Source organism: Heyndrickxia coagulans DSM 1 = ATCC 7050 (assembly GCF_000290615.1).
GTDB lineage: Bacteria > Bacillota > Bacilli > Bacillales > Bacillaceae_C > Weizmannia > Weizmannia coagulans.
Genome location: NZ_ALAS01000239.1, coordinates 1 through 16,195, shown reverse-complemented (window position 1 = coordinate 16,195; position 16,195 = coordinate 1). Strand labels below are relative to the sequence as shown.

At 45.4% G+C, this 16,195-nt stretch carries 11 protein-coding genes; 5 read left to right on the top strand and 6 right to left on the bottom strand.

Features of this window, described 5'->3' with window-relative positions; translation table 11 throughout:
• Positions 1-125: 125 nt before the first annotated feature.
• From pgmB to ppc, 5 genes are all read right to left on the bottom strand, one after another.
• The gene (pgmB, locus tag IC21_RS12990; RefSeq protein ID WP_013858479.1) at positions 126-815 is read right to left on the bottom strand and encodes a beta-phosphoglucomutase; all 690 of its coding nucleotides are present in this window, start codon (positions 813-815) and stop codon (positions 126-128) included.
• A 228-nt stretch (positions 816-1,043) separates the two neighbouring features.
• Positions 1,044-3,326 carry a glycoside hydrolase family 65 protein gene (locus IC21_RS12985; RefSeq protein WP_272954094.1) on the bottom strand — a complete coding sequence of 761 codons (2,283 nt, stop codon included), beginning with the start codon at positions 3,324-3,326 and terminating at the stop codon, positions 1,044-1,046.
• 19 nt (positions 3,327-3,345) lie between these two features.
• On the bottom strand, positions 3,346-4,752 hold the full coding sequence (locus IC21_RS12980) for an SLC45 family MFS transporter (RefSeq protein WP_029141980.1): 1,407 nt from the start codon (positions 4,750-4,752) through the stop codon (positions 3,346-3,348).
• Between the two features lie 513 nt (positions 4,753-5,265).
• A complete protein-coding gene (locus IC21_RS12975; RefSeq protein WP_029141981.1) occupies positions 5,266-6,243 on the bottom strand; it encodes a LacI family DNA-binding transcriptional regulator in 978 nt (325 codons plus the stop codon).
• Between the two features lie 251 nt (positions 6,244-6,494).
• The gene (gene ppc / locus IC21_RS12970; RefSeq protein WP_371836416.1) at positions 6,495-9,203 is read right to left on the bottom strand and encodes a phosphoenolpyruvate carboxylase; all 2,709 of its coding nucleotides are present in this window, start codon (positions 9,201-9,203) and stop codon (positions 6,495-6,497) included.
• A gap of 344 nt (positions 9,204-9,547) precedes the next feature.
• On the opposite strand from ppc, the gene IC21_RS12965 reads away from it, so the two are divergent.
• Together IC21_RS12965 and IC21_RS12960 are read left to right on the top strand one after the other, a co-directional pair.
• A complete protein-coding gene (locus IC21_RS12965) occupies positions 9,548-9,838 on the top strand; it encodes a hypothetical protein (RefSeq protein WP_234969504.1) in 291 nt (96 codons plus the stop codon).
• Between the two features lie 424 nt (positions 9,839-10,262).
• Positions 10,263-11,201 (top strand): L-lactate dehydrogenase, encoded by a 939-nt coding sequence (locus tag IC21_RS12960; protein WP_013858488.1) that lies wholly within the window; start codon positions 10,263-10,265, stop codon positions 11,199-11,201.
• Positions 11,202-11,411: 210 nt separating this feature from the next.
• Here IC21_RS12960 and IC21_RS12955 read toward each other — a convergent pair whose 3' ends face one another.
• Positions 11,412-12,599 carry a 3D domain-containing protein gene (locus IC21_RS12955; RefSeq protein WP_235801120.1) on the bottom strand — a complete coding sequence of 396 codons (1,188 nt, stop codon included), beginning with the start codon at positions 12,597-12,599 and terminating at the stop codon, positions 11,412-11,414.
• A 257-nt stretch (positions 12,600-12,856) separates the two neighbouring features.
• Between IC21_RS12955 and IC21_RS12950 the strand changes: the two genes are divergently transcribed.
• The 3 genes from IC21_RS12950 to IC21_RS12940 all read left to right on the top strand — a co-directional run bounded on the left by IC21_RS12950 (position 12,857) and on the right by IC21_RS12940 (position 16,081).
• Complete coding sequence (locus IC21_RS12950) at positions 12,857-13,045, top strand: hypothetical protein (RefSeq protein WP_026685048.1); 189 nt, start codon at positions 12,857-12,859, stop codon at positions 13,043-13,045.
• A 103-nt stretch (positions 13,046-13,148) separates the two neighbouring features.
• A complete protein-coding gene (locus tag IC21_RS12945; RefSeq protein WP_029141985.1) occupies positions 13,149-13,691 on the top strand; it encodes an HD domain-containing protein in 543 nt (180 codons plus the stop codon).
• 260 nt (positions 13,692-13,951) lie between these two features.
• Positions 13,952-16,081: a YhgE/Pip domain-containing protein gene (locus IC21_RS12940; protein ID WP_029141986.1), complete on the top strand. Its 2,130-nt coding sequence runs from the start codon at positions 13,952-13,954 to the stop codon at positions 16,079-16,081.
• Positions 16,082-16,195: the final 114 nt, after the last annotated feature.

Genomic DNA, 16,195 nt, shown 5'->3' with positions numbered 1-16,195 from the left:
TCTACTTGACAGGGGGCAGTTCAAAATTAATATCTCAACGGGTTTTCTTGTTTAAAAAGGACTTTGGGACTGCCCCTTTTCTGAAAAAATATCCATTTCTTTTTCTTAGATGAACAATGGATATTTTACAAATTTGATCTAGAAAAATATGGATCACCCTGAATGGCAGAAAGGCTGACCTCCGCGGTTGAGGCAAAGTGGATAGCCGCTTCATAAAGTTCATCTTTGTCCCCGATCCCGACCGATACTTCCCCCGCACCATTAATTGACTTGATACCCGCGATAGAGTCTTCCAAGCCGATCACTTCACAAGGTTGCAGATTCATCAACTCTGCAGCGCGGACAAAAATTTCAGGGTCAGGCTTACCGGATTTTAAAGCAGCCGGATCAACAACCGCATCAAACATATCAGCGATGCCCAATCTCTCTAAAATGATGGGTGCGTTCTTGGAAGCCGAAGCGACGGCAAGCTTGTACCCTTTATGTTTGACCTCCATTAAAAATTCAGCCATTCCCGGCAAAATATCCTCCGGCGTTAATGTATCGATCAGCTTTTTATAATACTCATTTTTTTCATCTGCCAATTGTGCTTTCTGTTCGTGTGTATAAGAATGCTCACAGTTTCCGGCCTTCAGGATCATTTCCAGGGAATCCATCCGGCTGATTCCTTTTAAACCCGCAGCCAGTTCATCTGTCCATTTCGTGCCGACTTCCTCTGCCGTTTTCTTCCATGCCTGTGCATGGAAACGGGCGGTATCCGTCAATACACCATCAAGGTCAAAAGCAAATCCTTTAATATCATGAAAACTTCTCATTTGGAATCCCCCAGAGTTTCTCTATTTTTACGTTAGTGTACAATGTGGATGGCCGCGATATCCGCCCGTTTGCCAATTCTTGCCCGATACCTCAGCAAGAGGGGGCCAGCCTGGCCCGCTTATCCCGCAGGAGTCTCCCGCGGCCATCAACAATAACATTTAACCGAGCCTTAGGATGAAAATATTTTGGAAAAATGCCTCCGATATCTTCGCATAAAGGAGAATCATTTAAACAAAAACCGAAGATTGTGCAACCAGTTCAACGTCTTTTCCATACAAACCGACCGTCAAGGGTTCGCCTTCCAGCAATTCAAGTGACACTCCATTTGTATCCACACCTACTTCAATCAGACGGCCTCGGAACAACAGACGGAATTGGTATTTGTCCCATTTTTTCGGCAGGAACGGGGCAAAGTGCAGCTTGCCATCCCGGACACGCATGCCGGCAAATCCCTGCACAATAGCCAACCAGCTCCCCGTCATTGAAGTGATATGCAGCCCGTCTTCGGTATCATTGTTATAGTTGTCCAAGTCAAGACGTGATGTCCGTTCATACATTTCCACCGCCTTGTTTTCATCGTGCAGATCGGCAGCCAGAATCGCATGGATAGAAGCAGACAGGCTCGATTCATGCACGGTTAAAGGTTCGTAAAAATCAAAGTTGCGTTTTTTCTGTTCCGGTGTAAATTCATCAATAAAATTCCAGATTCCTTGCAATACATCCGCTTGTTTGATATACGCCGAACGCAGTATTTTATCCCATGACCAGTGCTGATTGATTGGCAATTCATCAGCCGGAATTTCGCTCACAGGCTTAATATCTTTATCAAGGAAACCGTCATGCTGGACAAAAATGCCGAGTTCTTCATCTTCCGGAAGATACATGCGGTCTACAATATCCTGCCACAACTGTTTTTCTTCCTCTGTCACATTTAAAACAGCTGCCTGTTCCTGCGAAACTTCCTCTAGGACCTGCAAAGTGTATGCCAAAGTCCATCGGGCCATGTAGTTGGTATACCAGTTATTATCCACATTATTCTCATATTCGTCTGGACCGGTGACGCCGTGCAGCATATATTTTTGTTTGCGTTTGGAAAAATGCACGCGGTCAGCCCAGAACCGGGAGATTTCTGTCAACACTTTGCTGCCTTCGTTTAAAACATAGGACTTGTCTCCGGTATAGCGGGTGTAGTTATAAATGGCAAAAGCAATATCCCCGTTCCGGTGAATTTCTTCAAACGTAATTTCCCATTCATTGTGGCACTCAATGCCATCGAAAGTGACCATAGGGAACAAAGCGCCCTTTAATCCTTGCTTTTTAGCATTATGATAAGCGCCATCGAGCTGCTGGTAACGGTACTTCAACAGATTTTTGGAAATTTTTGGTTCTGCCACCCCCAAGTAAAACGGCAGGACAAAAGCTTCAGTATCCCAATACGTGGCACCGCCGTATTTTTCACCTGTAAATCCTTTCGGACCAATGTTAAGGCGGGCGTCTTCACCATAATACGTTGAAAACATCTGGAAGAGGTTAAAACGGATCCCCTGCTGTGCTGCAACATCGCCTTCAATTTTGACGTCCGACTTTTCCCAGCGCTCTGCCCAAATCGCACGATGGGCATCGAATAATTCATCATAGGATAGATTGTCAGTTTTTTCGCTGATCGCGTTCATCGCAGAAACCAAATTATTTTGAGTATGATAATCCCGAGAGGTAACCACGATCACGCGCTTTTCAAAATCGATTTCCGAACCGGCTACCAATTTACCGCTAAATTCATTTACAACTTCTTTATCATGAGCCGGTGCAGCTACTTTCGCTTGCAAAGCTGTCCGATGGTGCATTTCCGCCCCGACGGTAAAGCGCGGGGTTCCGAACGGGTTGGCTTTCGTAATGGCAACCAGTGATCCGGATTGTTCTTTTTGATCAGTTTGCAATACTTCCCAAAAGCGTTCGCCGTAGTTTGCATCTTCATTTTTAACGTCCGCATCGATGGCTGAAATGATCTTAACGTCCACATCATCTGATCCGAGATTTTTTAGGCGAACCCGCTGGAATGACAATTCTTTTTGGGCAACACTCAAGAAACGTTCAAAGGTAACCACAACTTTTGCCGTACCCTTTTCCACAGTAAAAGAACGGGTAAGACGTGCGTTTTTCATATCGAGATTCAGTTCGAATCCGGTAATCTCATCTTTAGCCAAATCGATAAATTCTCCGTTTAACGCAATATTGATTTTAATAAAATTGATGGCATTAATCACCTTGCCGAAGTATTCAGGATAACCGATTTTCCACCACCCTACACGGGTCCTGTCCGGAAACCATACACCGCCTAAATAAATGCCCGGCAAAGTATCTCCGCTGTAGTTCTCCTCGAAAAACCCGCGCATGCCCATATAGCCGTTGCCTAAACTGGTCATGGATTCCTGCAACCTTTTTTCTGCCCGGTTAAAATCATGGCTGACAACATTCCATGGCTGTACTTCAAAAATACGTTTCATATTCATTCCCCTTTTCCATAAAAATTTACTTTGTTTGCGTTTTTTTAATCAGCGAAACAGAAGCCGCCCCAATAACCAGCAGCACGCCTGACAACAAAATCATCGCCGGCATAGAGGACCCGAGCGCCGGGAATATCACAAAACTTAAGCAGGAAGCCACAATTTGTGGCAAACAGATGCTGCCGTTAAACAACCCGAGATAGGTTCCCATATTCTCTCCTGATAATGCATTGGTCAGAATCGTGAACGGGAATGCCATCATCGCAGCCCATGCAATGCCGATCAGGATAAACGAAACAAGTAATGTGCCCGGGTTGTGGATAAAGAAAACTGAACCGAAACCAACCCCGCCAAGCACTAGGCTGAACGCATAAGCCGGTTTCTGTTTATTTTTCGGTACCTTTGTTAACACAAGAGACCAAAATACCGCGGCAAGGGAATACACACCTGATAAAATGCCGAACCAGTTGGCTGCTTCCTGATAGGCCGTGCTTGACGGATCCACTGCATTCCAAGCGTTTTTGGCCACTGCCCCCGCTCCATACGTCCACAAATATTGAAAACCCATCCAGCAGAAAAATTGTACGACAGTAATCGTCCAGAACTCTTTCGGCGCATTGAGGAGCAATTGAAACATGCCCTTTTTTTCTTTTTGGGCTTGATTTTGGATGCCATGATAAACGGCATACTCATCCGGGGGATATTCTTTGACTTTAAAAACCGTAAGCAGGCTGCACACAATTAAAATAACGGCTCCGCTGTAAAACGAGACCACAACCGATTGCGGCACCACGCCTTTTGGTGCACTGTTTGAAACGCCCAATGCCGTTAAAACAAACGGAAAAATACAGGCCAGTACTGCACCGCTGTTAGAGAGAAAACTTTGGACAGCATAAGCAAAACCTTTTTGTTCTTCATTTACCATGTCGGCGACCATCATCTTAAACGGTTGCATGGCTACATTGGAAGATAAATCCATAAACAAGATAGCCACCGCTCCAAATGTCAATGCTGTCATTGATCCGAACCCAAAGCCAAAACTTCCGGCATTCGGAAGCAAACACATAACTATCACAGCCACAACGGCCCCTACCAACAAATAAGGGATCCGGCGGCCCAGTTTCGGTATCCATGTCCGGTCAGAGAAATAACCGACCAACGGCTGGACAACAAGTCCAGCAAGCGGCGGCAAGATGAAGAAGAAACCTAATTTTGTCGGATCGGCGCCAATCGTTTGAAAGATGCGCCCCATATTCGAACTTTGCAGCGAAAAGGCCATTTGCACACCTAAAAAACCAAAACTAATCATCCAAATCGTGCTGATTGGCAGCGCCGGCAATTGGTGGCTGCCAATTTTCTTGCCGTCTTTAACAGTTGCAGATGATTTTACCCGTCCAATACTTTTTTTGTCGGTATTCACCGTTGCTCGCATGATCAATCCTCCATTCTATTTAAAAGCCTGCGCTCAGGCCAGATATTTCTGGTTGCGTTCACAACCGGTTGCATTCCCCCGTAAACGCAGAGACACCTTCCATATTTATTACAGACTTTGAAGATCCATATTGGTTCGTTCCAGCAGAAGTTTTATTCCCTTATTTTTGGGTAATCCTCATCGTAATTCCCCCTTTTCAAGGCGCAACCGGTTGCATTTTTGCCGCCAATGTACTATCGCTTTCCATATTTATTGGAAGCCCCAACCAATTTTCTTCCAGATTTCTTAGTTCCAGCTAGTAGTTATAGATTTAATCTTATTAAAACCTCATGGCAGGGGATTGCGCAATCGGTTGCATTACAGGCAATAAAAAATGAACATGTTCATCATTTTGGGTCTTCTGCATCGAACATCTTTATTATATATGATTTTACCGGATCAGCGCAACCGGTTTCACAAAATATCCATAAACCGGTTGCAAGATTGGAATCTACTGCATGTAAAACACTGCCGTTAACTGATTTCAAATGGCAGAATGATTTTACGCGGTGGCTCTTCGCCCCCTTTATTTTCCTTATCTGTAAAAAGCAGATCGACAGCTGCAGAACCGAGATTTTCCGGAAATAAATTGATCGAATGAAACTGATGATTTGCCAATTGTAAAATAAAAGAATGATTAAAGCTTACAGCCGGTATGCTTTTGCCAGGATGGGCGCACTGCCAATGATGGTAAAATTCAAAACCGATTATGTCATCAGTCGCCATGATACTATCAATTTCCGGATGCTGCCGGATAAACTCCACCGTTATGCCGTCATTGTTTTCCTTTTGAAGGCGGTAAATCAGTGGGGAAACGCCACGTCTTAAAATGGCTGCCTGGAAGCCTTCCCGCCTGCTGCGCTCATAAGGCCATTCATGGGAAGATTCGACAAAAACCGGGTGTTTCGCCCCTAAATGCCCGAGCAAGTATTCTGTTCCAGCAATACCAGCTTGATAATTATTATTGTCTACATAAAAATCATTTTTATCTTCAACCGGCTCGCCGATAATGACAAAGCGCAATGCCTTTTTTCGCAAGTATTCTGTTACCGGATCGCCTGCATAGGAATACAGTAAGATAAATCGCTTTACTTTCGCCTGTTCAACCATAGATTTCACGTTCTCAAAAACTTGTTCTGTGTGATCACCAATCGCAACTGACAGAACGTAGTGGCGAGGGGCCAGCTGTTTGTTGATGCCCCGTAAAATATCAATATAGAAAGGATTCCCCTGTACATTGTTTTCAGCTGCCGGAAATACAATCCCTACGACGTTTGCCTCACCAAGCGTTAAATTCCTGGCATTATAGTTCGGCATATAACCTTCCGCGGCTGCGATGGCTTGGATGCGCTGTCTTGTCTTTACGCTGATGCGCGGATTATTATTCAAAGCCCGTGAAGCAGTCGAAACGGAGACATTTGCTTTTTTCGCAATATCCCGAATGGTTGTCATCTAAATCACCTTTCTTCAGGAAAAATAACTGAATAATCGGATCGATGCAGAGCTCTTATATAGATTTATTTTAAGCAATTATTCATAGAAATCATAGACTGAATATATGATTTTTAAATTAATTTTTAATATAATGGAAAAATGGAGGTTTGACTGATGAAGCTGTTGATTGTGGAAGACAACGTATCCCTTTTGGAATCCATGAAGCGGACAAAAAAACCTGCCTTGATTCAAGACAGGTTTTTTTGCTATCAGCCTGTATTCCGGAGCCCTGCGGCGATGCCGTTGATCGTAAGCAGGACCTCCATCAGCAGGTGCCGGGCTTTTTCATCTTTGTTTTCGCGTTCACGCAGTTGCGAAATAAGGTAGACTTGGAACAGGTTCAGCGGGTCGACGTACGGGTTGCGGAGACGCACCGATTCTTTTATGTTTGGCGTGTAATCCAACAATTCTTTTTGGTCCGCAATCTTTAAAACCATTTCCTTCGTTAGTTCGTATTCCGCTTTGATCAGGCCGAAAATCCGGCCGGCAACTTCAGGATCTTTCACCAGCCTTGTATATTCTTCAGCCGTAGAAAGCTCCGCCTTGATCAATGCCATTTGCAGGTTATTGATCGTTGCATGGAAGAACGGCCATGATGCATACATTTCCCGAAGCAACTTGAAATTGCCGGTTTCTTCCACATATTTGCTCAGGCCTGTCCCGGCTGCGTACCAGGCGGGAAGGAGCTGGCGGCTTTGCGTCCAGGAAAATACCCACGGAATGGCGCGCAAGTCTTCGAAACGGGCGCTCCCTTTCCGGCTCATCGGGCGGGAGCCGATGTTGAGTTCACCGATCTCATTTAAAGGCGTTGCCTGTTTGAAATAAGACAGGAAGTCAGGGTCGCGGAAGACGAGTTCCTGATATTTTTCAAGCGCATATTCGGAAATTTTATCCATTGCCCTGACAGCTTCTTCGTTTGGCGTTTTGCCATTTTTCTCGTTCTGTTTCTGTTCTGTGATGGCACACATCATCGTGGATGTCGCCTGCTCAAGGCTCCGGTAGGCAATGTCGCGCAGCAAATAGCGCGATGACAGCACTTCGCCCTGCTCGGTGATTTTCACGCCGTCGCCAAGTGTAACTGGCGGCTGGGACAAAAGGCTTGAATAAAGCGGGCCGCCGCCGCGTCCGAGTGAACCGCCGCGCCCGTGGAAAAACTTCAGCTTAATGCCGTATTTGGCACCCATTTCGTGGATCTCTTTCTGTGCTTTGTACAGCTGCCAGTTCGCCGTCATCGTGCCGCCGTCTTTGCTGCCGTCGGAATAGCCGAGCATGACTTCCTGCAGATTGCCGCGCACCTTTAAATGGTTGCGGTAAATGGGCATTTGGAAAAGGGTTTCGAGCATTTTCGCGCCGTTCCGCAAGTCTTCGATCGTTTCAAGAAGCGGGGCGATATGGATCTCACTTAAAATTTCGCCGTTCGGGTAGACGCGGTACAGGCCGGCTTCTTTCGCGAGCACGAGCACTTCCAGCACGTCGCTGACCGAATGTGCCATGCTGATCAAATACACCTGGATGGACCGTTCGCCGAATGTTTGGTGGGCGCGTTTGATCATCCGGAATGTGTTGATGACTTCCTGCGTTTCCGGCGTAAACGTATCATAGATTGAAATCATCGGCCGCGGGTCGTTTAAAGCCTTCAGGAGCACCGCGACTTTTTCATTTTCGGGCAGATTTTTATAGTCTTTCGCGATATTGACGTTATAAAGCACCTCGGCAAGTGCTGATTCATGTTCGCCGCTATGGTTGCGGATATCGAGTGATGCTAGGTGGAACCCGAACAATTCGACCTGGCGGATAACTTTGCGGAGCAATTTAATCGGATGCCCGGCCGGATGGTGCTGGTTCACGCTGTCCCGGATCATATACAGATCGGCAAGGAGCTCCTCTGCGGATTGGTAGCCGCCATTGCTTTTTCCCACACATTCCAGTTTATGGATCATAATCGCCAGCTTTCTGCGGTAAATTTCATCTTTTGTCGGCCATAATTTTGCAGCCGGGATTGTATTTTCTTCGCTTTCCACAGACGCAAGCAGGGCATGGCTGGCGCTTATTTTTTTGGCAGAATGGCTGAGCAGCTCCCGGAGTGTGGTAAGCGACTTTTTATATTTTTCCAATACGAGTTCACGCTGCATCTCGAGCGTTTTCCAGGTGATGTCCGCGGTCACGTTCGGGTTCCCGTCCCGGTCGCCGCCGATCCACGATCCGAAATGAAGATAAGAAGGGACTTTAAAACGCTGTCCGTACGATTCGTACAGATAGTCTTCTAGGTCTTCGTGTATGCGCGGCAGCACGTCGAACAGGACATTGTCGAAATAATAAAGCCCGTTTTTCACCTCGTCTAGAACGGACGGTTTCTTCTCGCGGATTTCGGAACTTTGCCATAAAATGGTAATCTCATTCAAAATCGTTTCTTCAATGACTTTTTTCTCATAACGGGTGTTGGCATATTCGAGCGCTTTTAAAAGATCTGCAATACGTTTATGGATTTGCAGAATGGTCCGCCTCGTTGCTTCTGTCGGGTGTGCCGTTATAATCAGCTCAAGCGATAAACTGTTCAGCAGTTCTGCAACCACTTCAGCCGGCACTTTTTCTTTCCGCAGCGTTTCGATGCCATCTTCAAGTGAACGCGGTTGGACCTGGTCTGTATCTTCCGACTGGTACTCCCGCCGGCGCTTAATTCTAAAATTTTGCTCGGTAATATTAAATAATTGCAGATAGGTAGAGAAAGCGCGGATGACTTCTTGCCGTTCAGGCGGATTCAGGTCTGTAATTTCTTTTTTTAATTGAAGGTAGAAAGCCTCATCGCCGGTTTCCCTCGCTTTTTGTGCCAGGGAGCGAATATTTTGGATTGTTTTAAGCAATGCTTCGCCGCCTTCAAATAGGATCACTTTATCCAGCAGCCCGGCGAGAAAATCCATGTCTGCCTGCAGGGCCATCTGGGGGGCTTTCTTTTCATCAATTTGATGCAAGGATAATCGCTCCTTTCATTTGGTCAGAAAAATGCACAAAGAAAATGATACTTATTATTATACTTGTAAAATGAAAAAAGTCTAATACTTTATAAAATTAAAAACCAGCATAGGAACATTCCTCGCATAAAGAGATAAATTAAGGATAAAACACGAACAATTGAAAGTCAACTGTGAATATCATTCGTGTTTTTACATGGCAAGTACCGGGAATGGAAAGAAAAGAATTGACATTGAAACCGTTCTCTTCTTCTTTGATAATAAATGAAAGCAGCCGGTATGGAGAGAAAAAAGTGCACTTATATGAAGTTGATTTTATGGTCGGCTTTATTTTGCCCGTCGTACTGGCTGTCCACACGATGTTCATTTTTGATGCACAATTGAATGGCTGTACAGTTGCGTTTTTGTCGATGTCTGGCGGGCACGCCTCCATGCATGTGAAGCAGATTCTTTTAAGCGGGCAGCACCCGCTTTTTTGGAGGGCAGGCATTCAGGAGCAAAAATGGCAGAGATCAGTTGGGCGGGATCAGCCATTTATTCCTCCATCCGGGGCACTTTGTGAAAATCAGCACAAGAATGAATAACGCTTACATATCTGGCTTTTTCAAATAAAACCATTTGTGAAAAATGTAAACGGATGATTTTGAAAAACCGTCATTTTCCTTTAAAACCGGGCATTTGGGCAGATAAATTTTCAAATTTTCGCCATAAAATATGTGAATCTAATCACAAAAATAGTGGTATACTTACCCATGTGGAATGAAGGAAAATGAACGGAACGATCCATTTCAGCCATAAAAGGGCATGCCGTCCATCTATTTCACAAACCGCACGGCAGCATTTGCTGCAAAAGTTTAATCGTCCTGCTTTAAAGGAAAAGCAGTATGGAATCCATTAGGAGTTGGCACAATATCCATAGACTGGATAGGGGCCCGCCATGCCGGGCTTGCAAAACTGCTTTCATACAGTGGAAATATTTTTTACTTTTGATGGGGAGGAAGATTATATATGAAAAAAGTCAATCGTATTGCAGTGGTTGGAACGGGTGCAGTTGGTACAAGTTACTGCTACGCCATGATTAATCAGGGTGTTGCAGAAGAGCTTGTTTTAATCGATATTAACGAAGCAAAAGCAGAAGGGGAAGCCATGGACCTGAACCACGGCCTGCCATTTGCGCCTACGCCGACCCGCGTTTGGAAAGGCGATTATTCCGATTGCGGCACTGCCGATCTTGTTGTCATTACAGCAGGTTCCCCGCAAAAACCGGGCGAAACAAGGCTTGATCTTGTTTCCAAAAACGCAAAAATTTTTAAAGGCATGATTAAGAGCATCATGGACAGCGGCTTTAACGGGATTTTTCTTGTTGCCAGCAACCCGGTTGACATTTTGACATATGTAACTTGGAAAGAGTCCGGCCTGCCGAAAGAACATGTTATCGGTTCGGGCACAGTGCTTGACTCCGCGCGTCTCCGCAACTCTTTGAGCGCCCAATTTGGAATTGACCCGCGCAATGTGCATGCTGCGATTATCGGCGAACACGGCGATACGGAACTTCCGGTATGGAGCCATACAAATATCGGTTACGATACGATTGAAAGCTATCTACAAAAAGGAATTATTGACGAAAAGACGTTAGATGACATTTTTGTCAATACGAGAGATGCGGCTTATCATATTATTGAACGAAAAGGGGCCACATTTTACGGCATCGGGATGTCCCTGACCCGGATTACAAGGGCAATCCTGAACAATGAAAACAGCGTATTGACGGTCTCTGCATTTCTTGAAGGCCAATACGGAAACAGCGATGTGTACGTTGGCGTTCCGGCCATCATCAATCGCCAGGGCATCCGTGAAGTGGTTGAAATCAAACTGAACGAAAAAGAACAGGAACAGTTCAATCATTCTGTAAAAGTGCTAAAAGAAACAATGGCACCGATATTGTAAGCATTTGTGCCGGCCGGGCTTCATGGGAGGCCCGGCTTTTTCTTTGAAAAAAATCCCGGCGCCTGCTTAAGGCGGACTGCCGAAAAAAGTGCCCATGCTTGCCCCGCTTTCCGGGAAAAGCATGGGCCTGTTTTTTGCCGGGGTTAGGAGCGGGCCTGCCATAGGCGGATATAAAAAAGCAGCCTTGAATCGATTCAAGGCTGCTTTTTCTTAATTCAATATGATCACTTTGACCGTACGGCGCCCCCATGCGATGGAAGCTTTTTTGTTCGGCATCAGGACATCGATGATATGGCCCTTAATGGCACCGCCGGTATCGGCTGCGATGGCAACCCCGTATCCTTCAACCCAGACTTTGCTGCCGAGCGGAATGACCGACGGATCGACAGCGATCAATTTCATGTTCGGGTTTTTCTTAATGTTATATCCCAAAGCGGTAATATCCAGCTTCGTATCTTCATGGTTATAAGATGTCGCCGTCACATAAAAGGATTTGCCTTGTGGCGTGCTGTGGCCGGAAGATGCGGTGGATTTGGTTCCGGCCGTTTTCCCGGCACCGGCTTCCGCTGGTTTTTTCGCTTGTGTTTCTGCTGTTTTTTCAGCTTGCGCTTCCGCTGCCTTTTCGGCTTCAGCTTCGCTCGCTTGTTTTGCGAGGGCTTCTTCCCTGGCTTTTGCGGCCGCCTGCTGTGCCTTTATTTCTTTTTGCAGGTTGCTGATTTTCGTATTCAAGTCGGTTTGTTTTTGTTCCGCTTTTGACAGCTCATTTTGAATGCTGTCATACTTCGATTTTAATCCCGACAATGCTTTTTCCTTTTCTTTTAAATTTGTTTGCAGTTTTGCCTGGCTGCTTTTCAAGTTTGCCTGCTCCTGTTCGAGCACTTTTTCCTGGTCTGCAATGGCTTTTTTATCGGCTTCAATTTTCGCAAGGTCCGCTTTTTGCTGATCCAAAAGGCTTGTATCAGCGTTCAGCAGTGTCGCGACTGCACTGACCCGGTTGATCAGGTCGCCAATGCTTTCCGCGTTTAAAATCGTTTCAATCACATAGTCGTATTGGTCGTTTTTTTGCATGGCAACGAGGCGTTTTTTAATCACGCCTTCCCGTGCAGAAACTTGGTCCTCCAGCTTTACGATTTCCTCTTTTTTCTTTTCAATCAAATCTTTTGCTGACTGGATTTTCGCTTCAGTTGCTGCGATATTTTCTTTATTTTTCTGAATGGATGATTGCAATGCGTTCCAGTCTTTTTGCAAATTTTCCATTTTGCTTTCGACGGCTTTTTTCTCCGATTCTTTCTTTTGAATGGTTTGCGTATTTTCATCCAATTTTTTCTGTAAGGAACCTTGATCTGTTTCTGCATAGGCATTTAGTTGTGCCGTGCCAACGAATATGGCAAACGCCATAACTGCAATTCGCCTTTTTAAGTGCATAAGACAACTCCCTTCTCCGTACTCTTGTTATAACACAAATAGGCAGAAAGGAAGATTACAATACGATTAAATTCATATTACGAGAATGAAAACGGACTCAAATCATGCGAAAAAGGGAAAAGATAGATTTGGGTGCTTTTTCGCATGATGATGGGCAGTTATAAGACTTCTGCCTCCAGGCGTATGAAAAGCAGCAAAAAGAAATAAAGCGGGTACAGCGGCAAATCACTGTGCTCAAGCAATGGTCGGATAAAGCATATCGAGAAGTGGGAAAAAGTGATAACATAAAAGAATTCGCGGGGGTAAAGGCGAAGAAAATAGATAAAAAGAAGCAAGGATCAGCTTCTTTTTCAATTCAGACAGGATGGGAAGGAATATTCTGTGCCTTTGTGCCGGTCAAGGATTCTTTTGATGTTTAAGAAGTCCAAAAGTAGTGCTGAACTTTTCGATTTTCATTCATGTATAGCCGCGCCGTTTTGGTATGATGATGAAAGCAGCTTTGTATGAAGAGAGGAATTTCTAATGGAAATGGTGGAAAAAGCAATTGAATTTGCGGCAAAAGCACATGAAGGCCAATACCGGAAAGCGTCCGACCTTCCGTATATTGCGCATCCGTATGCGGTTGCCATGATGCTTTTAACAGAAGGCTGCCGCAAAGAAGTGGTCACAGCAGCGCTTCTTCATGATACGGTTGAAGATACTGCGGTGACAAACGAGGAGATAAAAGACGAGTTTGGAAGCGATGTTGCCCGCATTGTTGCAGCCTGCACCGAACCGCCTAAAAATGTGCGCTGGGAGGAACGGAAACAGCATACCATCGAGCGATTAAAAACGGCAGAAGAGGAAATTTGTATGCTCATATGTGCAGATAAACTCCACAATTTGAAAACGATACACGAAGGATTGCGAAAAAATGGGGAAAGCGTGTGGAACGCGTTCAGCCGTGGAAAAGAAAAGCAGGAATGGTACTATCGAAGTATTGCAGAAAGTATTGCGCTGAACCATTCTTTTCCTTTACTGGAGCAGCTGCAGTCGGAAATAAAGCAGGTTTTTGGACATAAATAAGGTGCAGGGGAACGGACATTGCCGGTGAAATAACGGACTTGCTGCTTGTAAAACCGCAAAATGAGGGCACCTGCTTTCATTCGTAATATTTACGTTACTGCAGACGCTTGCTTGTGCGGGCCGCAAATCAATTATATAAGGAAAATGGCTTGTTTGACGCTAACCTGTGCGGGACCGGAGACGCACAGGCTTTTTTGCGTGTACATGACAGTTCAAACGGTTGGAAAACATATAGGTACAACAACATTTGGAGGCTGCCAATGGAAAAAGTATGGAAGATTTATACAACCGATTTGAAAAAAATTACAACAAACTGGGCAGCAAGCCTGATCATTGCCGCCTTGATCATTCTTCCGTCATTGTATGCCTGGTTTAACATCAAGGCATCCTGGGACCCATACGGCCACACAAAAGGAATTGCGGTAGCCGTTGTGAATTTGGACCGGGGGACAGCGATCAACGGAAAAAAAGTACATGCCGGTAATGATGTCGTGAAAAAGTTGAAACAAAATAAAACGCTCGGCTGGAGGTTTGTGCAGGAAAAGGAAGCCGCACGCGGCGTAAAGACCGGAGAGTACTATGCAAGCCTGACCATCCCGGAAAATTTTTCGGAAAAACTGGCTTCCATCCTGGGTGATAAGCCGGAGAAACCGGTTATTACTTATACCGTAAATGAAAAAATCAATGCGATTGCGCCTAAAATAACAGGGTCGGGTGCGTCTGCCATTACACAGCAAATCAGTGCCGCATTTGTAAAAACTGTCAGTAAAACGATCTTTACAATATTTAATCAAATCGGCATTGAACTTGAAAGGGATTTGCCGGATATCGAAAACTTTAAAGCATGGGTTTTTAGATTGGAGGGAGACATTCCGGAGCTTAACCGGATCATCAGGACGGCAGATCGGGATATTACGAAAGCAGACGCAGTAAGAAAACAGGCAGAAAGCGCGATGCCCGATGTCCTGCTGCTTGCAAAACACGGCAAAACCGTCTCAGGGGACATGTCCCGCTTTTTTGGAAACACTGGAAGTTTGCTTGAGCAGACGGATACCGTGATCAAAACCGGACTGGAAGCACTGAATGCCGCCCCTGCAGTCTCGAACCAGGTGAGTATGCTGGCAGACAAAACGAAAATTGCAGAAACAGCGCCAAAAAATACGATAATTTTGCAAAATAGCAAGCAAATCTCTGACGCGTTCAGTGATTTGCTCCGAACCGTTGCTGAAGAAACCGGTTCGGAACATCTTAAGCGTATGGCAGCCCGGTTTATTGCACTCAGCCAATCCTTTCAAAAACAGCAGGACCTAAACGGGAAAATTCTCCAACAGGTCAATAACGGGTTGCTGCCGGAAACATTGCAGGCAGATCTAAAGCAGGAAGCCGGCCGTGCCGGGGCCATCGCCGGCAGCCTGCTTGAAAACGATGGTGCAGCCATCGCCGCGGATTTAAAAACATTTGTGGCACAAGCCGGGCAGGACAGTGCAAAAGCAAACAAGCTGTTTCAAAAATTGGAAGGCAGTCTGCCGGATATCCAGGCGATTCTCCACGATACGAAAACCGGGCTTGCAATCGGGAAAGCAAAATTGAAAACGGCTGAAACGGAACTGCCAGCTGCTGAGAGAAAAATCAGGGAACTGGCTGGTAAAATCCGGGCGTTTGAAAAACAGGGAAATATAGACCGGTGGATTCAACTGCTGAAGAACGATGCACAAGAAGAAAGCGAGTTTTTAAAACAGCCGGTATCGCTGAAGGAAGAAGTTCTATATCCAATCAAAAATTACGGTGCGGGCATGGCTCCGTTTTATACAGTCCTGTCTTTTTGGGTGGGGGCAATGCTATTGGTATCCCTGCTGTCGGTTGAACACCACCATGGCGGCGCATATGCCAGCTGGCAAGTCTATTTCGGCAAGCTGCTCCTGTTTTTAACGATTGCGTTTTTCCAGTCGGCGATAACGGCGGCGGGTGACCTTTTTATTTTACATGTGGATGTGCAGGAAAAAGCCTGGTTTATTTTATTCGGTATCGGGATTGGTGCTGTTTTTACCGTGATGGTCTATACACTCGTTTCTGTTTTTGGCAATGTGGGAAAAGCACTTGGGATTGTCCTGCTTGTCCTGCAAATTTCCGGTTCGGGCGGCACTTTTCCAATCCAGATGGAACCGTCTTTCTTTCAACATATTCATCCGCTCCTGCCATTTACTTACGGAATTGGCTTAATGCGTGAAGCTGTTGGCGGGATGCTGATGGAGGCTGTGATCACAGATATCATTTATCTGGCAGGATTTCTGGCAATTGCGCTTATTTTCGGGACCGCAGCCAAAAAACTGTTCAGCCGTATGACCGAACGTTTTACAAGAAAAGGGAAAGAAAGCGGGCTATTCGAATGAAAAAAGCGGAATAGACAAGAAAAATGTATGTGTAAAATTTTACTCGAAGGGGCAAATGAGTGGAAAAAAATGGGAAGACACTCTATCATCTAAATGTACACCTTGAATGAACAT

Excerpts from the sequence above, each read along its gene's own strand:
- IC21_RS12975 (WP_029141981.1), bottom strand. The coding sequence starts at position 6,243 with ATGACAACCATTCGGGATATTGCGAAAAAAGCAAATGTCTCCGTTTCG.
- IC21_RS12945 (WP_029141985.1), top strand. The coding sequence starts at position 13,149 with ATGGAAATGGTGGAAAAAGCAATTGAATTTGCGGCAAAAGCACATGAA.
- pgmB (WP_013858479.1), bottom strand. The coding sequence starts at position 815 with ATGAGAAGTTTTCATGATATTAAAGGATTTGCTTTTGACCTTGATGGT.
- IC21_RS12940 (WP_029141986.1), top strand. The coding sequence starts at position 13,952 with ATGGAAAAAGTATGGAAGATTTATACAACCGATTTGAAAAAAATTACA.
- IC21_RS12960 (WP_013858488.1), top strand. The coding sequence starts at position 10,263 with ATGAAAAAAGTCAATCGTATTGCAGTGGTTGGAACGGGTGCAGTTGGT.
- IC21_RS12980 (WP_029141980.1), bottom strand. The coding sequence starts at position 4,752 with ATGCGAGCAACGGTGAATACCGACAAAAAAAGTATTGGACGGGTAAAA.
- IC21_RS12955 (WP_235801120.1), bottom strand. The coding sequence starts at position 12,599 with ATGGCGTTTGCCATATTCGTTGGCACGGCACAACTAAATGCCTATGCA.
- IC21_RS12985 (WP_272954094.1), bottom strand. The coding sequence starts at position 3,326 with ATGAATATGAAACGTATTTTTGAAGTACAGCCATGGAATGTTGTCAGC.
- ppc (WP_371836416.1), bottom strand. The coding sequence starts at position 9,203 with ATGGATTTTCTCGCCGGGCTGCTGGATAAAGTGATCCTATTTGAAGGC.